The following is a 23142-nucleotide window of genomic DNA, read 5'->3' on the forward strand; positions in this document are numbered from 1 at the left end:
ATGGCCAACACTGTGGTCCTTGCATCACACAACGCGCACAAGCTCGCGGAGCTCCGGCGCATTCTCACGCCGCTCGTCCCCGAGCTTGAACTCGTCGGCTATGACGGGCCGGAGCCCGTTGAGAATGGCACGAGCTTCGAGGAGAATGCGCTACTCAAGGCACGCGCAGCTGCGGAGCACACCGGCCTGCCCGCGATAGCCGATGACTCCGGAATCGCAGTGGAGATCCTCGGCGGGTGCCCTGGAATCTTCTCAGCGCGCTGGGGCGGCCCCGCACGCAGCGACACAGCGAACGTCGATCTCTTGCTGTGGCAGCTGAGCGACATCGCAGATGAACACCGGGCGGCAGGCTTCGTGTGCGCGGCCGCGCTCGTCATCCCACAGACCGACGATGTTCCCGGTGTTGAAATCTGTGAGCTCGGGGTGTGGAAGGGCAGCGTTCTGCGGGAGGCCGCTGGCGAGGGCGGCTTCGGCTACGACCCCATATTCCAGCCAGAGGGTTCGACGCGGTCTGCCGCTGAGCTCACGGCCGCTGAAAAGGACCAGCACTCGCATCGCACCCGCGCGTTCACGGCCTTGGCGGAGGAGCTGCGCATCCGATTCTGAGACCTGCACCTCGTCTCACCCCAGACGCCGGCTTGTGTGGCCCCTGTGCCCGAGCCCGAGTACCCCGCACCAGCGACGCCGGTACCCAACACACGCACCACTTCACTTCGACACCAGAGATGGAGATCTCACGATGACGGAAGAGCAGCTGGGCGGGTTGGTCCGCCCCGATGTTTCAGTGACGGATGCCGCGACGATTGCGCGGGAGTGCTACGGGATTGAGGCCGTTGCGAGTGAGCTCGGAAGCAACCAGGATCGTAATTTCGTGCTGAGGGAGTCCGACGGCTCGCGGAGCGTGCTGCGAGTGGACAATCCGGTGTTCACGGACGCCGCGCGCGAGGCACAGCACGCGGCGCTTGTCGCGTACCGCGCAGCCGGTGTTCCTGTGGCCTCGGTGATTCCCGGCCTCGACGGCGCTGAGACTCAGCGCTGGGGCGGGTTTGCAGTGCGCAGGAGTGAGTTTGCTCCTGGATCACCCATGGTGGATCTCGGCTACTTCGCACCGGTGGTGCTGGAGGAATTTGGGGCTCTGGCTGCTGCCTCAGTGCGCGCGCTCGCAGATCTCACTCACCCTGGGCTCGCCTCGGAGCACATGTGGGTGATGGCGGTTGCGTACGAGCAGACTGTGGCGCTTGCGTCCGCCATCGCGGACGAGGAGTTGCGTACCCGTGTGCTCGCGGCCGCCGAACAGGCAAACGCAGCGCTCGCCGAGGTGGCCGCTGAGCTCCCAACGCAGGCGATTCACGGTGATCTGACCGACGACAATGTTACGGGGCTCCTCGGGGACGATTCCCGAGTGCACCCGCACACCGTGCTGGATCTCGGTGACCTTGCATACGGTTGGCGTGTATCGGAGCTTGCGGTCACAGCGTCGTCAATGCTGCACCACGAACCGGAGCGCCCGCTGCGACTGCTCGACCTGATCAGCGCATTCCATCGGGAAGCTCCGCTCTCGATCGCCGAGGCGCGCGCCGTGTGGCCGCTGATTGTGCTCCGGGCGACGATTCTCGTGGCGAGTGGTTGGCGCCAGCTTGAGATTGATGGCGACAACGACTACGCACGTGACCGCGTGGCCGGAGAACAAGCGATTTTTGATGCGGCTACCGCAGTGCCCCTCGCCGAAGCGACCGAGCAGGTACTCGCACGGCTGGGCTTCCAGGGCGTGCCCGCTGGCTCCGGGCTGCAGTTGATCGCTGCGCCGGGCGTCGGCATCGAACGCTCGGCCGCGGCTCCGCTGCGGGCGCTGTTGCCGGATCTGTCGGGCGAGGTCAGTGTGCTGGATCCCGGGGTCGAATCCGAAGCGCTCAATGCTGGCGCTTGGCGTGCGGACGACGCAGAGGCGACACTCGTCTCTGCTGCGTTTGCCGCCGGCGCAGCGGCCGCGGTGTTCCCCTACGGCGTGTATCGACTCACACGCACGACGGTCGACACGGCCGAAGCTGGAGCAACCTGGCCGGTCGATACCGAACTTTGGCTGCCAGCGGGAGCGCCAGCAGCCGTGGTGACTCCGGTCTCCGGGCGCGTGGCCTCAGTCGGCTCCGACTATCTCCGGATCGAAGCCAGCTCGGGATGGATGCTCGTGCTGCATGGGTTGACCCCGGCACTGCAGGTCGGCACCGAGCTCGGCGCAGGCGACAGTATCGGTGTGCTCGCCGAAGCGTCCGCGCCCCGTTCGCTCGCGGTGGGGTTGCGGCGAAAGGACGCGGGGGAGCCGGACTCCGGAGCCGCCGTCGGTGTCGCGTTCGTCGCCCCCGACCGGGTGCCAGCATGGGCGCGATTCAGCCATGATCCTGCGGATCTCCTCGGTCTCCCACGTCTCGCACAGCGGGACGAATCGAGCGATGAGCTGGCGCGCCGCGAGGAGATTTTCGCGAGTGCGCAGGAGCGATACTACGAGCGCCCGATGCAGATCGAACGCGGCTGGCGCCACCACCTCGTTGATACGACGGGTCGTGCCTACATCGACATGGTGAACAACGTTACCGGGCTCGGACACGGTCACCCGGGAGTGGCGGACGCGGTGAACCGGCAGATCCGTGTCCTGAACACGAACTCGCGGTTCCTGTTCCGCGAGCTCGCCGAGTACAGCGAGCGGCTACTCGCGCTGCTGCCTGAAGGCTCTGAGCTGGACACCGTGCTGCTCGTCAACAGCGGTTCGGAAGCGGTGGATCTCGCGCTTCGACTCGCGCAGGCCGCGACAGGCAGGCGCACGGTGGTGTCGCTCCGCGAGGCGTACCACGGGTGGACGATGGCCTCAGACGCGGTGACGACGAGCGCCTATGACAACCCGTTTGCGGCAGAGACGCGCCCAGACTGGGTCCACGTCGCCGACGTGCCGAACCAGTTCCGCGGCACGTACCGGGGGAGCGGGAGCGGTGAGCGCTACGCCAGTGATCTTGGGGCGGATCTTGCGCTGCTCGCCGCTGAAGGCCGGGAGGTCGCCGGCTTCATCTGCGAGTCTGTGCTCGGCAATGCGGGCGGCGTGATGCTCCCTGACGGGTATCTTGCCGATGCATATCAGCGGGTGCGAGCTGCGGGTGGACTCTGCATTGCCGACGAGGTGCAAGTGGGCTTCGGGCGCATGGGGACGAGCTTCTGGGGCTTCGAACAGTCGGGAGTGCGGCCCGACATCATTGCGATTGCCAAGCCTATGGGGAACGGCTTCCCGATCGGCGGTGTGATCACCTCGAAGAAGATCGCGGATGCGCTCGCCTCACAGGGCCAGTTCTTCTCGTCGGCTGGAGGGAATCCGCTGAGCTGCGCGGTGGGCATTGCCGTGCTCGACGCGATGCGAGATGAGGCACTGCAGGAGAACGCTCGCGTCGTTGGTGCTCGGCTTGCGGACGGCTTCCGGCGACTCGCTGAGACGCACACCATCATCGGACCGGTGCATGGTGAAGGCCTGTACCTCGGCGTCGAGCTCGTGCGGGATCGCGAGACGATGGAACCGGCGACGGAGGAAGCTGCAGCGATCTGCGAGCGGCTGAGGGAGTTGGGCATCGTCGTGCTCACCACGTCTGAGCGATCAAATGTGCTGAAGGTGAAGCCGCCGCTGTGCCTCACGGGAGAGAGCGCCGACGTTGTCGTTGCCGCGCTCGACCGCGTGCTCACCGAAGGCTGGTAACTGCCGGCGGCGGGGATCCTCTCAGGGTTCCCGCCACCGCGGTACCTGTGCAATCCAATCGGAGTCTTCCTGCAGCCTCCTGCAGCCTGCTTCGGCTCCCTCGCCGTGTCCGTGTCGGTGCACGTGTCCGGAGGACGGCGAGGGGCGGGGAAGGCTGCGCGGCACGTCGCATCCCTCAGCGTCATGACGCCTGAGTTGAGCGTTGACTGCGCAGAGTGCGTTGCGCAGAGTGCGTTGCTCGGGATCGCAGCGGAGGGGTGCGTCGTCGATTACAGCCCGAGGATCGCGCGCGCGATGAGGAAGTAGATGATCAGCCCTGAGGCGTCCACGAAGGTCGAGATGAACGGGTTCGAGAACACTGCAGGATCGACCTTCACGGCCCGCGCGATCAGCGGCATACATCCACCAACCGCTGCTGCAAGCGTGCACACGCACAGCAGCGTGAGCCCAATGACCAGGCCGATCTGAGGCGAGTAGGCGATCGCGGCGATAGTGAAGCCGAGGGTGCCGAGGAGGAGTCCGAGCATGCCACCGGTGCGCAACTCCCGGGTGAGCACGCGCGCAAAATCGCGCGACTTCACATCGCCGAGCGCGAGCGCTCGCGTGACGGTAGTGGCTGCCTGGTTTCCGGTGTTCCCGCCCGTACCGATCAGCAGCGGCACGAACAGCGCCAGCACGGTGACCTCGGCGATTGTGGTCTCGAACACCGAGAGCACCTGGACAGTGAGTGTCGCGCCGACAGCGAGAACGAGCAGCCAGATGACGCGTGAACGTACGAGCGCCCCGACTGGCGTCGACAAGTAGGGCCGGCGCAATGGTTCGGTTCCGCCCTGGCGGGCGGCGTCTTCGCTTTCCTCATGCTCCAGGATCCGGATCGCGTCATCAATCGTGAGCATGCCGACGAGACGGTGCTCCCGATCGACGATCGGCATGGCGAGCAGTGCGAGATCCGCGCAGCGCCGTGCCGCAAACTCGGCGTCATCCTGCGCCGATGCCATGCGCGCAGCGCTCATGAGCTGAGAGATCGGGGTGTCGTCCGCTGCGCTCAGGAGTTCACGCAGGCTCACGATGCCAACGACGTGGCGCGAGTCATCGAGCACGGGAATCGTATACACGGTTTCTGCGTCTGCGAGCCGAGCCCGCACCCGCTCCATCGTCTCAGCGACAGTGAAGCTCTCTCGGGTGGAGACATACTCGAGCGACATCCGGCGGCCGATGCTGCCTTGTGGATAGCCGAGCAACGCTGAGGTGAGCACTCGTTCGTGCTCCGGAAGCCCACGGAGCAGCCGGGTGGCGAGTGCAGCGGGAACCTCATCGAGCAGCCACAGTCGGTCATCGTGATCGAGGTCGGCGAACAGCTGGGACACTTCTGCGTCTTGCAGTCCGTGGAGGAGATCACTCTGGAGCGGGGGATCGAGCAGCTCAAACAGCTCCGCGGCACGATCTTTTGCAAGGAGTCGGTAAATGACGGCGCGCTGCTTGCGGCTGAGCCGCTCGAAAACGGGAACGAGATCGTCGGGTGAGACCGGCGTGAGCGCGTTGGTGAGCGCAGTGAGATCGCGGGCTGCGAACAACTGGGCAATGGTGGCAACGAGATCGTCGGTGCTCTGGATATCGGAGATGGTCATGCGTCGCTCCTTGGCAGGGGGTGCGTCGTCAGAATCGACGTTGCACAGAGAATGGTCCGGACGCACGACGGATTGTGCGCCCAAGAGTGATTGCCGGACGCCGCGTGAAGCCTGAGCTCGCGCTAGGGGAGAAGCGTGGGAGCTACGGTGTCCGGCTGTCGACTGCAACTGTCACTGGTCACGTGCTCACCTCGCAAAGCTCAAAAAACTGAAACTGGCCAGAGTTGGCCCGACCGAACCCTACCAGTGGACGTGCATGGTGTCCAAGCGGCAGGCTGCTCGCAGCGATGGCGCCGTCCGGATAGTCTGACGAGGACACCGGATCTGGGGACGCGGTGGGGGCACATGAAGTGACCGCTGAGTGAAGGAGAGCTATGGCTCAGAGTTACCGCGCCCTGTTTCGTATCAGCGGCACCATTCCGCTCACAACAGCCGGACTGATTGCCCGAATGCCGCTTTCCATGATCGGGATCGGGCTGATCACGATGGTCGCGACGGATCGCGGCAGCTACGCGTTCGCCGGTGCACTTGCGGCGGTGTTCGCAGTGTCCTCCGCCCTCGCGACTCCGCAGGTCGCCAGGCTCGTGGATCGCTTTGGCCAAAGCCGGATTGTTCCGCTTGCTGTGATGGTAAGCGGTGCAGCGCTCGCCTGCCTCCTTGTGACGTTCCGGCTTGATGGGCCGCTCCCCGTGATCTTTGTGTCCGCCGCAGTTGCGGGGTTGCTGCCGAGCGTTCCCGCACTCGTGAGAGTGCGCTGGGTGGGACTCCTGCAGCGCGAACACGACCGTGCGGTGCGCGAGAGGCCAACCGGTGGCTCCAAGTCGCGGCTCGCGACCCCGGGATTGCACACTGCCTTCGCCTGGGAAACAGTGCTTGATGATGTTTCATTTGTCATTGGGCCGCCGATTTCGATTGGCCTCAGTGTTGGCCTGTTTCCTGAGGCGGGCCCGCTGGTCGGCGGAGTGCTGTTGCTCATCGGGGCTGGGTGGCTGATCGCTCAGCGGGAGACCGAACCGCGGCCAGGGAGGCATGAAATCACGCTGGGACCACTGAGCGTGCTGCGGGAGCGGACCGTGTGGGGCATCGTGCTCGTGATGATCGCGCTCGGTGCAATCCTCGGCACGGTCGACGTGGCGAGCGTTGCCTTCGCGGAGCGGCAGGGAATCCCGGCCGCCGCGAGTGTGGTGCTGGCTGTGTACGCACTCGGCTCCGCCCTCTCCGGGATCATATTTGGTGCTGTCGCCACGAGACGACCAACTCGGCTCTTGCTGCGCGTCGGCCTGATCGGCACAGCGGTGACGACCCTGCCGCTGATCTGGGTGGGAACTGTCACCTCGCTCTCCGTCAGTGTGTTCATCGCCGGCGCATTCTTCGCACCCACGATGATTCTCGCGACGAAACTGATCGAAGAGACCGTGCCTGCTCGAGCCCTCACCGAGGCGCTGACGTGGACCACTGCTGGGCTCGCGTTCGGGGTCGCCATCGGCCCAGCCGTGGCAGGCCCGCTCATCGATGCGCTCGGCCCGAGTGGTGGCTTCCGCGTCTCGCTTGTCGCAGCCGTCATCCTCATCGCTTTGCTCCCGTTGGTGACCAGGATCGGGCCATCTGGGATCGCTCCCAGCGAAGCGACGTTGCCGGGACCTCCCGGGCAGACTTGACTCTGCCCCCGGGGTCAGGGTTTAGCGTTGCAACAGGGAGGTACGGAATGAGAATTGGAGAGCTTGCGCAGCAGGCAGGAGTCACCGTCAAAGCTGTGCGCTACTACGAGCAGATCGGGCTTGTTGCGCCGAAACGCGGGAACAACGGGTACCGCACGTACACGGGGCAGGATCTGCGTACAGTCCGGGAGATTCGGGAACTGCATGAGCTCGGGATTGTGCCGAGCCGCGCAGCTCCGTTCATTGAGTGCCTTGAGATTGGGCACGAGCACGGAGATGAGTGTGTGAGTTCCCTCGCTGTGTACCGCGACGCGATTGCTGAGCTGGATCGGGCGCTCACGGAGCTCGGTGCCCGCCGCACAGCCCTACAGCGGCGGCTCGAGACTGCGGCCGAACGCGAGGTGCGACCTGCCGCTGCTCCTGCCGACTACACGGTGCTGCCCGCCGGCCTGCCAGCGCCCGAAGATGATGGTGCGGCGGCGCACCTCCCAGGGAAGCCTGTTCCTGGCCTGATTCTGCACAATTCGGATGGCGAATCCGTGGCGCTCGATCGTCTGGGAGCTGGCCGCAGCGTCATCTACCTTTATCCGCTCACTGGGCGGCCCGGCGTTGACCTGCCCGAGGGGTGGGATGCGATCCCAGGCGCTCGTGGCTGTTCCACCCAGGCCTGTGACTTCCGGGATCACTTTCAGGAACTGCGTGCCGCTGGAGTGCAGAGCGTCACTGGATTGTCGAGCCAAGACACCGACTATCAGGCCGAGGTGGCTGCGCGCCTGGCGCTCCCATTTCCGATGCTCTCGGATCCAGATTTCGCACTGGCCGCTGCGCTGCAGCTACCCACGTTTTCGGCGCCGGGACACGAGCGGCTCTATGCTCGGCTCACACTCATCATTCGCGACGGAGTCATTGAGCACGTGTTTTACCCGATCTTCCCACCCAACACCCACGCGCAGCAGGTACTCGACTGGCTCGCAGCACACCCAGAGGACGACGCATGAAGTACAGTTCAACATTTATCTTTGAGACCGGAGAGCTCGACGAAGACTTCGACAGGCTCAACACCGAAATCGCGGAGCGAGCACGCACGATCCCGGGGTTCCTTGGTGAAGAGGAGTGGCATAACTCCGACACCGGACTGCACTCCGAGGTCTACTACTGGGAGAGCCTCGAAGCGTTGCGGGAACTCGTCAGCATGGACACACACGGGGTGGCGAAGCTGCGTTCGGGGGAGTGGATCCCGCGCTACCGTGTGGTGATCGCTGAGGTGCATACCGTCTACGGAGATCCCACACTCGGCCTCGCCCACGTTCCTGCACAGAGCTGAGCCGGTCATCCCCCCGATTCAGCCCGGAATCAGGTAGCAGCGCTGAGTCGTTGCTAGCATCGGTGACTTCGTCTACGAGGGGATCGATATGGCACGCAGAACTGGGAGTCGGCGTCGGATCGGCGTACTCATCGCCGTGCTCGCCGCAGTGCTGATCGCAGCGCTGGGAGCGCCTGCCCGGTTTCCTGACCTGTTTGGGCTTGCGCTTCCGTTCGAGGCGATCTTGCCCTGGCTCGGGGCGCCAATCGCGCTGCTGCTGATCGCTGCGCTTGCGCGGCGTGCATGGTTGGGGATCTTGGTGAGTCTCTTGGCCGTGGTCGTGTGGTCTTTCGTGTTCGTGCCACGGATCATGCCGCTTAACCCGCCAAGCGCATCGGAGGTTGACGCGACGGTGACCGTGCTGAGCCAGAACCTGCAGGGCGCAGCGGGCGATCCAGCAACTACGACGCAGGCGGTGCTTGACCGCGCTCCGGACCTGCTCGCACTGCAGGAGATCGACGGGGAATCACGGGACGCACTCGATGCCGCGTTGCTCGAAGCATACCCATATGCAGAGCGGGCGAGCACAGTGGGGCTGTGGAGTACGTACCCGATTCTGGAGTCCGAGCCGCTGGATCTCGGCCTCGGATGGAAACGAGCGCTGCGCGCCGTCGTCGCGACTCCAGGCGGTGACACCACGGTGTATGTGGTCCACGCCGCGTCGGCCCGGCTCCAGGGCCATGAGCAGCGTGATCAGATGCTCACGCAGCTCACCGAGCAGATCCAGGCAGATGGGAGTCCCCGGATCATTGCTCTGGGCGACTTCAACGCTGGAACTGATGATCGCTCGTTCGTGCCACTCACCGATCTCTTGGTCGAACCGCGCCAGACCGCTGGCGGGTTTGGTTTCAGCTGGCCGGCTGCGTTCCCGTTCGTGCGGCTCGATCACGTGCTCGAGCGCGGCTTTGACGCTCGGAGCATGGAGACGATTCCGCTCGGGGGGAGTGACCACCTCGCGGTGACCGCCGAGCTTGTGCTGACGCAGTAGCGACTCCTGCGTCGCTGGTGGGCCTCCAACCGTGGTGCGCCAGGCTCAGCTGACTCCATCCCGGTCGTCGAAGCGCGCTGGCGTGACGGCGATGACTGGGGTGACGAACACGCTGAGCGTGGCTACTCCGCAGGTCGAAGCTGCGGGGCGTCTGGGTCGAGCTCGTCCGTTGGTGGCACCGCGTCAACCGCGCCGAAGAAGCGGCTCCCTACGCCGTAGCAGTAGCTGCGCTCCGCGCCTGCCGCCGGCTCAGGGAGCTCGCTCGCGTCGTGCTCGTCGCACGCTAGCACCGTGAATTCGGGCCACCACTTCTTCGGGCGGCTGTGCTCTTCGAACCCGCACAGGGCACACGTCAGGGTTGCCCAGACAGCGCGCTTTCCGGTGCGATTCGCACGCGACTGGGCGAGCCACGCCGGTGGATTCGTGTCGAGTTCTTCCAGCTCCCCTGCACTGAGTTGAGAAGGAATGCCGTGACGCTTCGCCATGTCAATGGGAATGTCGAGGCGGATCGCGGCTTCATAGCGGGTGGGCATCCCCTTAGCGTACGCGGTTTGCGGCCCCGGCTGTACCGATGGCTCACCCGCGCTGCTGCCTGAGAACTAGGAGGTCATGTGCTGCTCATTCTGAGGCATTCCCGTGATCCGTTCCTCGCTCTCGCCCACGGTGATGTCGCTGAACTCAAGCGGGATACCCTGCCCCGTCCACGCCGATGCTCGATCCATCAACTGGGCGTGGACATGCGGCTCGGTGCTATTGCCCGAGTTGCCGCATCGGCCGATCTTGTCTCCGGCTCGTACAGTGTCGCCCACACGCACCGTGACTGAGCCGCGCTGGAGGTGGGCGACTACCGCGAACACCTGCCGCGATTCCCCGTGCCCGCGAATCACGACGTGGTTCCCCACGACAAAACCCGGGCCACCCAACTCCCTGATGGCTCCCTCAGCAGTGAGATAGAGCAACCCTGGCCAGTGCGAGCGAGCGCGGTGATCCCGGCGCCAGTCCGACGCGCGCACGACGGTGCCGTCGATCATGGCGCGCACGGGTTCGCCGAATGCCGGGTACTCGGGAGCGGGGCGCATCATCGGCCCCGATGCGAACTCGGGCCGGTCTCGATCCAGCGGTTCCGCGACCAAGTCAATGGCGTATGTCTGGCCGTATGTGCGAACCCCGTGGCTCGGCACTGCAGAAGCGGGGCTATTCAGCGCGAGCCACCGACCCCGTACCGGCGCGGTTACGGCAATTGTGCGTCGATCCGGCAGCCTGCGCCCGCCCAGCATCGTGATGCTGATCCCGAGTATCAGGACTCCCATAGCGCACCCCCAGATCGCGGTGCGTACTGCGCGAGCGCTGTCGTTCATCGGGATGAACGCGGCAATCGCAACTGCGATCAGCGCCACCGTCGCGGCATAGATGAAGGGGAACCTGATCCGATAGGCGGCGAGGAGTACGTGACTCATCGTGCAGCGCCCACCACGGCAACGAGTAGAGGGACCACCCGTGCAGCAGGAACTTCGTAGTTGCCACGCCCGCTCTGCCTCAGCCACCCAGTGGAGATGAGCTGCCGGAGGTGATGGTGCAGTTGCCCAGTCGTACCCAGGGACTCGATCGCCGCGAGGTCAGCGGTCGCGTGTGTCCCGGAGAGTACATGGCGTAGCAACTCGATGCGCACTGGGTGGCCGAGTGCGGCAAATGATGCTGCGTGATTCGCCCAGTCCACCTCTAAGAGGCCCGCGGTACCTGCGCTTTCCTGCCACGCGACCGGGGAGCCGTCCGGAAGTGTCACTGAGCCGACCAGCATGACAACGCCATCTGCGGTGGAGGGATCGCTTGCGCGACGCTGTTCAACGCCGTGCAATGCCCAGAAATCAGCAGAGGCGACGGTGGAAGATGCGTCGCTGGGGGAGTGTGCGTTCGCCTCTGCGTGAGCTTCTAACGCCTGGACTCGCTCGGTGAGCGCCTCGAGGGTGTTGAGTATCGCGACAGTCTCGGTGTTCATGACTCGATAGTACGTTACTTCGTATTAGCGTACAATGGAACAAGGAGAAGACCTCGCCCACTCGTCACCTCGCCCGCGCTCCGTTGCGTGGGTTCCTGTGCAATTCGCCGGGGCGTGAACAACGCGTCCGCACAACGGTGTCGCGCCGGGAGCAGTGCTTCGCACTACAATTCTGGGGGCCGGGTACTGGGTGCACGGGGACGTACCAGGCGCTGTGGAGATGGCAGACGGGGGAAACACCCTGGAGTCACGTGCAGCAGTCACTGCTGTTTCAGAGCGTGGGCAGCTCACGCAGCTCTCGCGGAACGGGCGCGCTTCAAGCTGACCGATGGGGATGGGCTGGCCACAGAGCTGACAGATCCCGTAGTCTCCTGCTTCGAATCGCATGAGCGCGCGCTCCGCCAGCGTGGCGTCCTCGCGCGCAGCGTCGAGGAGGCCGACCAGCATCGACCACTGGGACGAGAGTGTCTCACCCTCCGGATCGTGCTCGTCGTCATCGGACTCACTCCGGCGCGTCCGAATCAACGCTTCGAGTTGAGCCTCGAGTTTTGCGACTCGCGCGAGCACATACTTTTGTTCCTGCACCAGCACCTCACGCTGTGCGGTATCTCGTGGCATTGCTTCTCTCCCTCCGGTGGCTCAATATGGTGCCCAGCGTAGACCGGGGCGAACACCTAGCTACTCAGCGAGGGCCAGGAAATAGCGCCTCCGCGCGACACGCTGGGCGATTCTGAGTACGGGGTACAGCGCTCGCCACGGCTGCAACGCTGCCGGGGCGGTGAGCGAACGCAACGTGAGGAAGACCTCGTCGCCGGCCCGATGCACGATGAACGCTTCTTCCCCGGAGACCGGATGGCCGGGCAACGTGGAGTACGAGAAGCCGACCCGATCTGGAGCATCGACCACTTCTGCAACGCGCACGGGTTCACGCACGGTGATTCCTGCGACCCGCGCCGTGATCGTCAGCGGGCGGCCGACCGTCACGGGCCGTTGATCGTCGACACGAAAGCCGGATCGCGTTTTCACCTCCCACCGCAGCACGGCGCGGGATACCCGATCCCAGTACGCATCGCCCGATCCAATACGCACCGTTCGTTCGTAGCGCTGTCGCGGATCTCCGGGATTCCGCGGCCAAATCTGCGCACTGGGGTCGGTTCCGGGTTCGACCCCGAGCGCGGCAAGCAGGCTTAGATTTCGGTCCCGGATCAGGCGCCGCAGATACGGCACGAGCACGAGGCGCTCGGTGAGGCGAGCACAGATCGGCGAAGCAACGGTGAGCGTGTCGGTCATCAGCGTGCCCCCACCATCCTCACGGAAATGGTGCTCGTGGTGAAACTGGCGGAACGGGCCGCGCAGTTGCTCGTCAACAAACCGTGTCGGACGCTCCAGGCTGCTGATCTGGGAGGTCATCGTGAACCAGATCCCGAAGTGGCGTGCTCTCCAGGTCACCGTTTCGCCGAGCCCGATCGACCCGTGCGTTACGCCGCCAATCGCCCGCTCGCCAGAGTGCGCCGTGGACGCCAGGTGGGCGTCGATGCTCAGCGATACGTCGAACAACTCCTGGATGGGGGCCGTCGTGCGCGTCTCGATGGAAAACGTGCGTGCCATGCGGCCAGTCTGGCATGCGGACGTGAGCGCGGGTGGCATCTGGAGTCACGTTGATCAGTCGCGGCCGTTCCCGGCACGGCAAACAAGCTACTCAGGACCGGGCGTGAGTCGCGTGTGCTGGATCTCGTTCGTCCAGTGCGAGGTTGAGCTCGACCACGTTCACCCGCGGTTCCCCGAGGTAGCCAGCATCCGGCGGCGCGGTGGCAGCGGCAACAAGCGCCGCGACCTGCCCGATCGGCAGTCCGCGGGCCACGGCCACGCGCTCCATCTGCAAGCGCGCGTAGCGCGCGCTGATGTGCGGATCCAGGCCGGAGCCCGAGGCCGTGAGCGCATCGGGAGGCACTGCGGCCTCTGGCACCCCGTTGAACTCGGCGATCGCTTGTTTCCGATCGTGAATCTGCCCTGACAATTCCGAACTCTCTGGCCCGAGGTTCGAGCCGGCTGATGCCGTGGGATCGTAACCGTCTCCGGCGGCAGAGGGCCGGGGCTGGAAGTACTCGGGGAGCGGGGCTCCGTCAGCGCCGGTAAACCGCTGTCCGATCAGCGCGGACCCCGCGACGCGTCCGTCCGCCGCGTGCACAAGCGAGCCGTTGGCCTGGCTGGGAAATACCCCCTGACCGATGCCGAGCAGCAGCAATGGATACCCGATCCCGAGCACGACCGTCAGGATCAGCATGATCCGGAGTGCTGTCCAGAGGGGTGCGATCCTGCGCGCGAGTGGTGTCGTCATGATGCGCCTCAGTAACCCGGCAGCGCACTGACGACGAGGTCAATGAGCTTGATGCCGATGATGGGGACGAGCAGGCCGCTCAGTCCGTTCACGATGAGATTGCGAGTGAGGTCTGCCCGAGGCTCTGTGCTGCGATAGGGCACGCCGATCAGTGCGAGCGGGATCAGGATCACCATGACGAGGCTGCTAAAGATCACGGTTGAGAGGATCGCCGAGGCAGGTGAGTGCAACTGCAGCAGGTTGAGGGCGGCGAGCCCGGGGAACACTCCAACGAACAGTGCGGGAAACAGTGTGAGATAGCGCACCAGGTCGTTCGCGAGGTTGAACGTCATGAGCGCCCCGCGAGTGGCCATTTGGCGGCGGCCCACGTCGATGATGTCGACGAGGTGCGCGGGATCGTCATCGAGGATGATCATGTTCGCCGATTGCTTCGCCGCCGACGTTGCAGTGTTCATCGCAATGCCAATATCCGCTTGCGCAAGCGCTGGGGCGTCGTTGATCCCGTCGCCGCTCATCGCGACGAGGTGGCCCTGGCTCTGCTCACGCACGATCAGCGCGAGTTTGTCTTCCGGAGTGGAATCGCCAACGTACTCGTCGATCCCGGCTTCTTCGCTGATGGCCTTCGCGGTGAGCTGGTGATCGCCGGTGACCATCACGGTCCGGATTCCGAGCGCCTGCAACGCACGGATTCGCTTCGGCACCGTTGGTTTCACGACATCCTGCAAGTCGATGGCGCCGAGTGCCCTGCCGGGACCATCAGCCGGCTTTACCGCGACGATCAGCGGCGTCCCACCGGCGCTGGCAATCTCGCGCGTCCGCTCGTGGAGCTCATCGATCACGTGTCGTTGCGGTTGTGTTCCTTGGTGCTTGAGCCAAGCGGCTACCGCGCTCGCAGCGCCCTTGCGGATCTTCGTGCCGTCTGACAAATCAATGCCGGATATGCGCGACACCGCACTGAATACCACGGGGATGGCGTCCGGAGGCGACGGAGCGAGCACGGTGCCCAGCTCACCGGCGAGTCGCACGATGGAGGCTCCTTCCGGCGTGGGATCTGCGATCGAGGAGAGCAAGGCATAGCGTGCGAGCTCCTCGGGTGCGACGCCGGGCAGCGGCAGAAACTCGACTGCGCTGCGGTTGCCCTGAGTCACGGTGCCCGTCTTGTCGAGCAGCACCGTCGTGATTTCGCCAGCAGTTTCCAGCGACTTCGCGGAGGTGACCAGCACGCCTTTTCGCAGCAACTGGGACATACCGGCGATGCCCGTAACCGACATGAGCGCAGCGATTTCAGTCGGAATCAGGCAGACCACCAATGCGATGAGCACCGGTATCGAGACGGGAGGCGCCACGGGAGACACGACTGAGTTGAGGGTGAGCGCAACTATCACAAAGGAAAGCGAGAAGGAAGTGAGCAGCGCACTGAACGCCACTTCGATGGGCGCCTTTTGTCGCCGTGACTTGCTCGCGAGCTGGATCGTGCGCTCGAACGCGCTCGTCTCATAGGACGCATGAATGCGTACGACTAAACGATCAGAGAGATTCCGAGTCCCGCCGATCACGGCGGTGCGATCTCCGCCGGCCTCGCGGATCACGGCCCCCGCGTGACCAGTGAACTCGGACTCGTCGATTTCAGCAGCTCCCCAGAGGACCTCGCCGTCTGCTGGAACCACGTCGCCAGCCTCGACGATGACGACGTCGCCCGCCACGAGCGCGTGAGAATCGATGAGTTCGACCGTGGCGGAGTGTGCGGCGCGGTCCCTGCCCTGGTCGTAACTACGGACGCGGCGGGCGACGGTGCTGTTCGCCGCCTGACGCAGTGAGGCAGTTTGTGCGCGCCCGCGGCCCTCCGCGATCGACTCGGCGAGTGTCGCTGTGAACAGGCAGACCCAGAACCCGATCGCGAGGGCCCACGTGAAGCCGGGCGGCAGCACAGTGCCTCCCGATGGTCGAGCGCCGCCGACGAACGGCTCGACGAGAGCAATCAGCGTGGTGAGCGCCGCGCCGAGTTCCGTGAGGAGCAGCACCGGATTGTGCCACAGGTAGCGCGGATTGAACTTGCGAAGCGCATCGACCAGCACGGTACGAAACGCGGCAGCGGAGAGGACGGTATTGCCGCGCAGTTCATCGCGGAGCAGACGGCGGATCCGGCTGATCATTGAACGAAGCCTTCTGCAAATGGGCCAACCAGGAGGTACGGCACGAACATGGGGACCGCGATGAACACGATCAGGGCGACGAGAAGCCCGACAAACTGCGGACGGTGCAGCGGGAGCTCGAGTGTGCTCTCCGCTTTGCCCTGCAGTGACAGCGAGCCGGCTAGCGCGAGTACCAGCACGATCGGGATGAATCTGCCGAGGAGGATCACGATACCGAGCACGATGTTCAGTAACGGCGTGTTCGCGCTGAGGCCGGCAAACGCCGAACCATTGTTGATTGCAGCGGACACGAATGCGTACACGACCTCTGAGAGCCCGTGCGAGCCGTCGTTGCCCATACTCGATACGATTTCCGCCTGCACCGAGGGAATTGCGAAACTCACCGCAATGCCGCCGATCGCAAGCGTCGGCATCACGAGGATCGCGATGCTCACCAGTTTCATCTCGCGCACGCCGAGCCGCTTGCCGAGGTACACGGGCGCGCGGCCGAGCAACAGCGCGGTGAGGAATACGGCGATCACCATGAGCACGAGCATCGTGTAGATCCCGGATCCTGCGCCGCCGGGGGCCACCTCGCCGAGCATCATGTCGAACATCAGCATGAGCCCGCCGAACGCCGTGTACGAGCCGTGCATCGAGTTCACGGCTCCGCCGGTCGTGCCCGTCGTCGCGGTGGCAAAGAGCGTGGACCCGACGATCCCGAAGCGCTGTTCTTTGCCCTCCATTGCGCCCCCAGCGAGCTCCGGTGCCGTGCCCGCTCCCGCGAATTCAAAGCCGGTGAGGGGCACGTAAATGAGAACAAAGAGCATTGCCATCGTGGCGAGGAGCGCATAGCCAGCGCGCTGATCTCCGACCATGGTGCCGACGGTGCGGGGCATCGTGAACGGGATCAGCAGGAGGAGCAACGTCTGAAATGTGTTGGTCCATGGCGTGGGGTTCTCGAACGGGTGCGCGGAGTTTGCGTTGAAGAAGCCGCCGCCGTTCGTGCCGAGCATCTTGATTGCCTCTTGTGAGGCAACCGGGCCGCCGGGGAGCGTCTGCGTGAGCCCGGCCACCGATTCGATGTCAGTGAAACCGGTGAGATTCTGGATCACGCCGCCCGCGAGCAGCAGCACCGCTGCGACGATCGAGATCGGGAGCAGGATCCGCAGGTTCGCGCGCACGAGATCCACCCAAAAATTGCCGAGCCCACTGCGGCCACCGCGCGATGCAATGCCGCGAATCAGGGCGACGGCGACTGCCATGCTGACGGCCGTGGACACGAAGTTCTGGACGGTGAGCCCGGCTGCTTGTGCAAAGTAGCCCACTGTCTGTTCGGGGGAATACGACTGCCAATTGGTGTTGGCTACGAAGGAAGCCACCGTGTTGAACGCAAGATCCGCGCTCATCGGGGGCATGCCGAGAGAATAGGGGAGCAAATGCTGCAGGCGCAGGATCAAGAACAGCAGGATGAAGCCGACCACGGAGAACGCGATGATCGACTTGAAATACGCGCGCCACGACTGGTGCCGATCCGGATCCACACCAGCCAAGCGATAACACAGCTGCTCGATCCGCCAGTGCTGTTTCGACGTGAAGACCCACGCCATGTAGTCGCCCAGCGGGCGGTACAGGATCGCGAGAACCAGCGCCAGGGTGAGGAAGGCTGCGGCAGCGGGGAACCAGTGCATTAGAATCGATCCGGGTGGAGCAGCGCGTAGCCGAGGTAGAGCAGTACCCCGCAGCCTATGACTAAGGCCAACGCGTCAATGAGGCCCATACGCTTTCTCCATCCTGAGGGCTGCCCACTGAGCATAGTCCTTTTGTGCAGCGGTGGGTGGAGCCGTGCGCGGAGTGAGTTGGAGCGTCGGGGCGCCTGCCGCACTAGAGCGTTTCGGGTGCCTCCGGCGTGGGTACCAGTGTCTCCAGGATTGTGGCGTGGCGAAACAGAAACGTTCGCTCGTCGAGCTTCTTGCGACGTAGCCAGCCGGTGACCTCGTCATTGTGCTTACTCGCATTGCACGACGCGCAGGCTGGCACGACGTTGTCCAGGGTGTAGCGGCCGCCGCGCGAGATGGGCTGCACGCAGTCGCGCTGCAGTGCTGCGCCATCACCCTGGCAATAGGCGCACCCGCCCCAGGCATCCATGATGAGCTCCCACTGCGCGTCAGTGAGGTCGTTGTCGACCTTCGCGAGACGGCGCTGGCGCCGCTTCGCATAGCGCGCACGGGTCGCCGCGGACTGATTGGCAGACGAGTACTTGCGACGAGGAGGCACGCTCCCACCGTACTCTGGCCACGACTCCGTGGCGGGGAGCCGGAACGGTGGGTTGGGGCAGTCCCGGCCGGCCGGCCCACGACTTCGGCGCCGCATGCCGGGTCTGACGCTTCAAGAGACCGTGCTTCCCCTTCGGTTTCACCCACCCGAGCCTCTGTTTCTATTCAGCGTCTCACGTGCCGATTCGAAGCGTCACAGTCTGACTCACCGCGACTTTCTCCGAGGTCACCACCCGGCAGGTCCAGGTTGTGTGTGTACTTCATCCGGGACCTCTCGGAGTGTGACCCACCTCATCCCCACGTTTCCATCATGGAGTTCGAAAACACCTCATCAATCCAACGGACCGTTTCTCTGGTTCCGATCAACTCGGGCTCCCGTGTGAATTGATAGGGAATCCCATCCCCGGAGGGGTCGCGGAGGTCTCCGACCGTGACTGCGTCAGCTATTGATACAAGTGAGGCCCCCGTAAACTGTCGAGCCAAAGTGTCGGAGTCGGAGAACCGGCCGAAGCGCGGACCAGCGGCCTGTTCGCGGTAGATAGTTGCCACCCAAGGCCCCTCAGCGCCCAGAGCAATCAAGGGGAACGGTTCCTCTGAATACGAAACCTTGCGAATTTCGTGCAGGAGCCTGTCTCGGTCGTCGATCACATCGCTCACCTCTGCAGCTGTACCTGTTCACTGGCCCTGAGGCACCCTATTCCTGGCGAGGGCGTGCCCGTTGAGGCTCAGGAGGTGCTGGAGCGAAATGTCTGAGGATGCAGAAGTCTGAGGGCGCAGAATACGGTGCACGCACAGCAGAAGGGCAGAAGTGGTTTCCCGCTTCTGCCCGTGCCCTGTACAGCGTGCGCAAGAAGGGACTTGAACCCTCACGTCCGAAGACACTGGAACCTAAATCCAGCGCGTCTGCCAATTCCGCCACTCGCGCGAGTGTGTGCCGTTGGCACCGATCTAGACTACCGGGTCCGCGGCACGGTCCGGAACACTTACCGTGTGCCTGCTCGCGCATCAGCGGGCGTGACACGCGAGTCTGGATCTTAGGGGCGCACTGCCCGCCGCGGGACGCGCGGCCCGCATGACGCGGCGCAGAGACACGGCGCTGAGACGCGGCGCAGAGACACTGCGCCGCGCGTCGTGCCACTCGCTACGCGCGGGGATCAACCACTTCTGCGCCCTCGGGAAGCACGCTCCCAGCCGGCATACGCACGGTCACATATCCGTCGCCAGCGGTGGACGGTGAGGAGGTAGGTGTGGTGTGTGCGTCAGACGTCGCGGCACCTGGCGTGCGCGCTGAAGCCCGGAGCTCAGCCTCGAGCGCCCCTGCCGTGACCTCGTCACGCTGCACAGCCGGGTGATGCTGGGACATACGGTCGATCCAGGCGAGCGCGAGCGCGGAGACAATGAACGCCAGGTGGATCCCGACCTCCCACATCACGCCCTCTGAGGAATACAAAACCTTGCCGTTGGCGCCGAGCACGATGCCATTGTCCATGCGGCCGACCTCGATGAAGGTCTTGAGGAGGTGGATCGAGGAGATCGAGATGATCGACACCGCGAGTTTGACCTTGAGCAGGTTGGTATTGACGTGGGAGAGCCACTCTGGCTCGTCATGGTGGCCTTCGACACGGATCTTCGATACGAAGGTCTCGTATCCGCCAATGATCACCATGATGAGCAGGTTCGCGATCATCACGATGTCGATCAGCGCCAGCACACTGAGCATGACCTCGGTCTCGGTGATGTGCCCGGTGAGGATGACATTTTCGAACAGATGCCACAGCTCGACGAAGAAGAGCACGACGTACACGCCCTGAGCGATAATGAGGCCGAGATAGAGGGGTGCCTGTAGCCAGCGGCTGGCAAATATGAACGCCGCGAGCGTGCGGGAGGCGGCGCCTGGGCCGCGTTCAGTGCTGCGGCGGACCGGCGTCGACGGCTGAGTACTCACGGATGTTCTCCCGGGGGACGGAGCGACGCGGGTCTGCGTCGGGGTACCGACGCTCCCTCGCCGCGCAAAAGATGCGGGTGGGGCGAAAACTGAGACACATGCTATCGCAGCGCCCACGAGAGCGCCTGAGGGGGTATAGTGAACCTTCGCGAAGGGGAGTATTCCACCTCGCTCGGATCGTCAATACGCTGTGCGAAGATCGCGCAGCCGGTGCGAGCGCGGGGCCGCCATTCAGGTGGGGCACCGGGGAGAGACTTTCGGTATTTTGCGCACCCTGCGCTGATCGAAGGAGAAGTCCCCAACTGTGAACTCTGTGCTTCCACTCTGGTTCGAGATCGGTTCGATGGTTGTCCTTGTGGGCATTCTCGTTGTCGATCTGCTGCTCATTATTCGCCGACCCCACGTCCCGTCGATGCGCGAGGCGAGCCTCTGGGTGGGCTTCTATGTGCTCCTCGCGCTTCTGTTCGGTGGCGCAATCTTCTTGCTCGGCGATGTGCAGCACGGCACTGAATTTCTTGCTGGCTGGCTGACCGAGTACAGCCTCTCGATCGACAATCTCTTTGTGTTCGTGCTGATCCTTGCGGCATTCAAGGTGCCGATGGCGTACCAGCAGCGCGCGCTCATGATTGGTATCGTCCTCGCGCTCGTGTTCCGCGGCATCTTCATTCTGGTCGGCGCCGCGATCATCGAGCGCTTCATCGCCGTGTTCTTCATCTTTGGCGCCTGGCTGATCTGGACGGCCTGGCAGCAAATCAAGCCGGGTGGCCACGACGATCAGGGCGATAGCTGGATCATCCGCCAGGTGAAGAAGGTCTTGCCGTTCAGCGACGAGTACGATGGCGGCAAGCTGCGCACCACAGTCGACGGCAAGCGGATGTTCACCCCGTTCCTGCTCGTGCTGATTTCGCTCGGTGCGACGGATCTGCTGTTCGCACTCGACTCCATCCCCGCAATCTTCGGCATCACGCAGAGTCCGTTCATCGTGTTCACCGCCAACGTATTCGCGTTGATGGGGCTACGCCAGCTCTACTTCCTGCTCGGCGGCTTGCTGGAACGCCTGCCCTACCTCAAGTACGGCATCGCTGCGATTCTCGCCTTCATTGGCGTGAAGCTGATCCTGCACGCGCTGCACGAAAACGAGCTACCGTTCATCAACGGCGGAGAGCATGTGCCGGTTCCCGAGATCAGCACCATGATGTCGCTCGCGTTCATTGTGCTCGCGATGGGCGTGGCGACGATCGCCAGCGTGATGAAGGCAAATAAGGATGCGAAGGCCCACGGCGAGCGGCTGCACTTGGGTGCCTCCGAGGCTGAATCGCACGAAGGTCCGCACACGAAGTAACTGCGACTGCAGCGCCTCGTCACCCCGGCACGCCTCTGCGTGCCGGGGTGACGGCCGTTCAGCCGCCCGGTGGTAGACTCTGTGGCATGCGTTTGCGGCGACTTCTTCTTCATAGCCGCGACGGGTTCTAGCCGATCGGCCGCCCCGTCGCGGAGTTTCCGCATGGTCGATCACCGCGCAGATGCGCCGGAATAAATTCGTGCCGCGCACCGCTGTAGAGCTAGAGACCGAGAAGAGAAGCAAACATGAGCGATCAGAACGCGTCGGGTTCCGACACGCACGTGGCGGAGCAGCCACGTACCCTCGCTGAGAAACTGTGGCAAGACCACGTTGTTGTGAAGGGTGAGAACGGTGAGCCGGATCTCATTTATATCGACCTCCACCTGATCCACGAGGTCACGAGCCCGCAGGCTTTTGATGGCCTGCGCGCCGCAAACCGACCGCTCCGTCGCGTGGATCTGATGATCGCGACCGAGGACCACAACACTCCGACGCTGAACATTACGCGGCAGATTGAGGATCCGACGAGCAGGCTCCAGATCGAGACGCTGCGCCACAACGTCGAGGACTTCGGTGTCCGCGCGCACCCGCTCGGCGATAAAGAGCAGGGCATCGTTCACGTCGTCGGCCCGCAGCTGGGCCTCACGATGCCGGGCATCACCGTGGTCTGCGGTGACAGCCACACCTCGACTCACGGCGCGTTCGGCGCGCTCGCATTCGGGATCGGCACGAGCGAGGTCGAGCACGTCATGGCGACGCAGACCCTCCCGCTCAAGCCCTTCAAGACCATGGCTATCACGGTTGAGGGAGAACTGCGCCCCGGAGTCACGGCAAAGGACATCATTCTCGCCGTGATCGCGAAGATCGGCACCGGTGGCGGGCAGGGCTACGTGCTTGAGTACCGCGGTTCCGCGATCCGCTCGCTGTCTATGGACGGACGCATGACGATCTGCAATATGTCAATTGAGGCTGGTGCTCGTGCCGGTATGGTGGCACCGGATCAGATCACCTTCGACTACGTGCAGGGGCGCGAACACGCTCCGCAGGGCGCCGATTGGGACGCTGCGGTCGAATACTGGAAGACGCTGCCGACTGACGAGGGCGCTGCGTTTGACGCAGAGGTGTTCATCGACGCGAATGAGCTCGAGCCGTTTGTTACCTGGGGCACCAACCCCGGCCAGGGCGTGCTGCTGAGTGAGACTGTGCCGGATCCGGCCAAGATTTCCGATGCAAACGAGCGCGCAGCTGCGGAGCGTGCACTCGAGTACATGGACCTCACTGCGGGCACTCCGATGAAGGACATCCCGGTTGACGCCGTCTTTATGGGATCCTGCACGAACAGCCGCCTGGACGACCTGCGGATCTTCGCCGACATGATCAAGGGAAAGCGGAAAGCGGACGGGGTGCGGCTGATGGTCGTTCCTGGTTCTGCACGCGTGCGGCTCGAGGCGGAAGCCGAGGGGATCGATAAGATTGTCGAGGCCTTTGGTGGCGAGTGGCGATTCGCCGGGTGCTCCATGTGCCTCGGGATGAACCCGGATCAGCTTGCTCCCGGTGAGCGCTGCGCCTCCACCTCAAATCGTAACTTCGAGGGCAGGCAGGGGAAGGGCGGCCGGACGCACCTCGTCTCACCGCTCGTCGCCGCAGCGACCGCGATCCGCGGCACGCTCTCCAGCCCGTGGGATCTGCAAACTGACGCAGAAAACGGCATCACGCACGACGCTTCCGAGAAGGTAGAGGCCTGAT

21 protein-coding genes and 1 tRNA gene are annotated in these 23142 nt (G+C 64.2%); 8 read left to right on the plus strand and 14 right to left on the minus strand.

Annotated elements, in window-relative coordinates; translation table 11 throughout:
* Positions 1-606 carry an RdgB/HAM1 family non-canonical purine NTP pyrophosphatase gene (rdgB, locus tag K1X41_RS00180; protein WP_133617490.1) on the plus strand — a complete coding sequence of 202 codons (606 nt, stop codon included), beginning with the start codon at positions 1-3 and terminating at the stop codon, positions 604-606.
* Between the two features lie 133 nt (positions 607-739).
* On the plus strand, positions 740-3730 hold the full coding sequence (locus K1X41_RS00185; RefSeq protein ID WP_220175031.1) for an aminotransferase: 2991 nt from the start codon (positions 740-742) through the stop codon (positions 3728-3730).
* Positions 3731-3999: 269 nt separating this feature from the next.
* Here K1X41_RS00185 and mgtE read toward each other — a convergent pair whose 3' ends face one another.
* On the minus strand, positions 4000-5358 hold the full coding sequence (gene mgtE, locus K1X41_RS00190; RefSeq protein ID WP_132202896.1) for a magnesium transporter: 1359 nt from the start codon (positions 5356-5358) through the stop codon (positions 4000-4002).
* 374 nt (positions 5359-5732) lie between these two features.
* On the opposite strand from mgtE, the gene K1X41_RS00195 reads away from it, so the two are divergent.
* The 4 genes from K1X41_RS00195 (at position 5733) to K1X41_RS00210 (ending at position 9367) form a co-directional block, all read left to right on the plus strand.
* Positions 5733-7016: an MFS transporter gene (locus tag K1X41_RS00195; protein ID WP_220175032.1), complete on the plus strand. Its 1284-nt coding sequence runs from the start codon at positions 5733-5735 to the stop codon at positions 7014-7016.
* A 47-nt stretch (positions 7017-7063) separates the two neighbouring features.
* On the plus strand, positions 7064-8014 hold the full coding sequence (locus K1X41_RS00200) for a MerR family transcriptional regulator (protein WP_220175033.1): 951 nt from the start codon (positions 7064-7066) through the stop codon (positions 8012-8014).
* The gene (locus K1X41_RS00205; RefSeq protein ID WP_132202902.1) at positions 8011-8340 is read left to right on the plus strand and encodes an antibiotic biosynthesis monooxygenase family protein; all 330 of its coding nucleotides are present in this window, start codon (positions 8011-8013) and stop codon (positions 8338-8340) included. The genes K1X41_RS00200 and K1X41_RS00205 overlap by 4 nt, the downstream gene beginning before the upstream one ends.
* 88 nt (positions 8341-8428) lie before the next feature.
* Positions 8429-9367, plus strand: a complete 939-nt coding sequence (locus K1X41_RS00210; protein ID WP_220175034.1) for an endonuclease/exonuclease/phosphatase family protein — start codon at positions 8429-8431, stop codon at positions 9365-9367.
* A gap of 122 nt (positions 9368-9489) precedes the next feature.
* Here K1X41_RS00210 and K1X41_RS00215 read toward each other — a convergent pair whose 3' ends face one another.
* The 13 genes from K1X41_RS00215 to K1X41_RS00280 form a co-directional block, all read right to left on the minus strand.
* A complete protein-coding gene (locus K1X41_RS00215; protein WP_220175035.1) occupies positions 9490-9900 on the minus strand; it encodes a hypothetical protein in 411 nt (136 codons plus the stop codon).
* A 66-nt stretch (positions 9901-9966) separates the two neighbouring features.
* On the minus strand, positions 9967-10824 hold the full coding sequence (locus K1X41_RS00220) for a M23 family metallopeptidase (RefSeq protein ID WP_220175036.1): 858 nt from the start codon (positions 10822-10824) through the stop codon (positions 9967-9969).
* The gene (locus tag K1X41_RS00225) at positions 10821-11363 is read right to left on the minus strand and encodes an ArsR/SmtB family transcription factor (RefSeq protein ID WP_133617484.1); all 543 of its coding nucleotides are present in this window, start codon (positions 11361-11363) and stop codon (positions 10821-10823) included. The genes K1X41_RS00220 and K1X41_RS00225 overlap by 4 nt, the downstream gene beginning before the upstream one ends.
* A gap of 24 nt (positions 11364-11387) precedes the next feature.
* Complete coding sequence (locus tag K1X41_RS15900) at positions 11388-11981, minus strand: TraR/DksA family transcriptional regulator (RefSeq protein ID WP_220175037.1); 594 nt, start codon at positions 11979-11981, stop codon at positions 11388-11390.
* 60 nt (positions 11982-12041) lie between these two features.
* Complete coding sequence (locus K1X41_RS15260) at positions 12042-12971, minus strand: DUF1990 family protein (RefSeq protein ID WP_258566587.1); 930 nt, start codon at positions 12969-12971, stop codon at positions 12042-12044.
* Between the two features lie 91 nt (positions 12972-13062).
* The gene (kdpC, locus tag K1X41_RS00245) at positions 13063-13701 is read right to left on the minus strand and encodes a potassium-transporting ATPase subunit KdpC (RefSeq protein ID WP_220175038.1); all 639 of its coding nucleotides are present in this window, start codon (positions 13699-13701) and stop codon (positions 13063-13065) included.
* 8 nt (positions 13702-13709) lie between these two features.
* Positions 13710-15854, minus strand: coding sequence for a potassium-transporting ATPase subunit KdpB (gene kdpB / locus K1X41_RS00250; RefSeq protein ID WP_220175039.1), 2145 nt, complete (start codon positions 15852-15854; stop codon positions 13710-13712).
* Entirely contained in the window at positions 15851-17524 is a 1674-nt protein-coding gene (gene kdpA, locus K1X41_RS00255) for a potassium-transporting ATPase subunit KdpA (protein ID WP_220175040.1), read from the minus strand. Before kdpA ends, kdpB begins: the two co-directional genes overlap by 4 nt.
* Positions 17524-17649, minus strand: coding sequence for a potassium-transporting ATPase subunit F (locus K1X41_RS16050; RefSeq protein ID WP_132202916.1), 126 nt, complete (start codon positions 17647-17649; stop codon positions 17524-17526). The genes kdpA and K1X41_RS16050 overlap by 1 nt, the downstream gene beginning before the upstream one ends.
* 68 nt (positions 17650-17717) lie before the next feature.
* Complete coding sequence (locus tag K1X41_RS00265; RefSeq protein ID WP_243736117.1) at positions 17718-18110, minus strand: HNH endonuclease; 393 nt, start codon at positions 18108-18110, stop codon at positions 17718-17720.
* 290 nt (positions 18111-18400) lie between these two features.
* A complete protein-coding gene (locus tag K1X41_RS00270; protein ID WP_220175041.1) occupies positions 18401-18766 on the minus strand; it encodes a hypothetical protein in 366 nt (121 codons plus the stop codon).
* A gap of 186 nt (positions 18767-18952) precedes the next feature.
* Positions 18953-19034 (minus strand) — tRNA-Leu (locus K1X41_RS00275).
* A gap of 216 nt (positions 19035-19250) precedes the next feature.
* On the minus strand, positions 19251-20054 hold the full coding sequence (locus K1X41_RS00280; protein ID WP_132202920.1) for a TIGR00645 family protein: 804 nt from the start codon (positions 20052-20054) through the stop codon (positions 19251-19253).
* Positions 20055-20358: 304 nt separating this feature from the next.
* Between K1X41_RS00280 and K1X41_RS00285 the strand changes: the two genes are divergently transcribed.
* Positions 20359-21396, plus strand: a complete 1038-nt coding sequence (locus K1X41_RS00285; protein WP_133617478.1) for a TerC family protein — start codon at positions 20359-20361, stop codon at positions 21394-21396.
* A gap of 245 nt (positions 21397-21641) precedes the next feature.
* Complete coding sequence (gene leuC, locus K1X41_RS00290; protein ID WP_132202924.1) at positions 21642-23141, plus strand: 3-isopropylmalate dehydratase large subunit; 1500 nt, start codon at positions 21642-21644, stop codon at positions 23139-23141.
* Position 23142: the final 1 nt, after the last annotated feature.

Origin of the sequence: Leucobacter luti, from assembly GCF_019464495.1 — a bacterium.
Taxonomy (GTDB): domain Bacteria; phylum Actinomycetota; class Actinomycetes; order Actinomycetales; family Microbacteriaceae; genus Leucobacter; species Leucobacter luti_A.

Bases quoted from the DNA above. Each gene is read 5' to 3' on its own strand.
- K1X41_RS15900 (WP_220175037.1), bottom strand. From the start codon at position 11,981: ATGCCACGAGATACCGCACAGCGTGAGGTGCTGGTGCAGGAACAAAAG.
- K1X41_RS00195 (WP_220175032.1), top strand. From the start codon at position 5,733: ATGGCTCAGAGTTACCGCGCCCTGTTTCGTATCAGCGGCACCATTCCG.
- K1X41_RS00185 (WP_220175031.1), top strand. From the start codon at position 740: ATGACGGAAGAGCAGCTGGGCGGGTTGGTCCGCCCCGATGTTTCAGTG.
- kdpC (WP_220175038.1), bottom strand. From the start codon at position 13,701: ATGACGACACCACTCGCGCGCAGGATCGCACCCCTCTGGACAGCACTC.
- K1X41_RS00205 (WP_132202902.1), top strand. From the start codon at position 8,011: ATGAAGTACAGTTCAACATTTATCTTTGAGACCGGAGAGCTCGACGAA.
- K1X41_RS15260 (WP_258566587.1), bottom strand. From the start codon at position 12,971: ATGGCACGCACGTTTTCCATCGAGACGCGCACGACGGCCCCCATCCAG.
- K1X41_RS16050 (WP_132202916.1), bottom strand. From the start codon at position 17,649: ATGCTCAGTGGGCAGCCCTCAGGATGGAGAAAGCGTATGGGCCTCATT.
- K1X41_RS00215 (WP_220175035.1), bottom strand. From the start codon at position 9,900: ATGCCCACCCGCTATGAAGCCGCGATCCGCCTCGACATTCCCATTGAC.
- kdpB (WP_220175039.1), bottom strand. From the start codon at position 15,854: ATGATCAGCCGGATCCGCCGTCTGCTCCGCGATGAACTGCGCGGCAAT.
- mgtE (WP_132202896.1), bottom strand. From the start codon at position 5,358: ATGACCATCTCCGATATCCAGAGCACCGACGATCTCGTTGCCACCATT.
- leuC (WP_132202924.1), top strand. From the start codon at position 21,642: ATGAGCGATCAGAACGCGTCGGGTTCCGACACGCACGTGGCGGAGCAG.
- K1X41_RS00210 (WP_220175034.1), top strand. From the start codon at position 8,429: ATGGCACGCAGAACTGGGAGTCGGCGTCGGATCGGCGTACTCATCGCC.
- K1X41_RS00200 (WP_220175033.1), top strand. From the start codon at position 7,064: ATGAGAATTGGAGAGCTTGCGCAGCAGGCAGGAGTCACCGTCAAAGCT.
- rdgB (WP_133617490.1), top strand. From the start codon at position 1: ATGGCCAACACTGTGGTCCTTGCATCACACAACGCGCACAAGCTCGCG.
- kdpA (WP_220175040.1), bottom strand. From the start codon at position 17,524: ATGCACTGGTTCCCCGCTGCCGCAGCCTTCCTCACCCTGGCGCTGGTT.
- K1X41_RS00225 (WP_133617484.1), bottom strand. From the start codon at position 11,363: ATGAACACCGAGACTGTCGCGATACTCAACACCCTCGAGGCGCTCACC.
- K1X41_RS00220 (WP_220175036.1), bottom strand. From the start codon at position 10,824: ATGAGTCACGTACTCCTCGCCGCCTATCGGATCAGGTTCCCCTTCATC.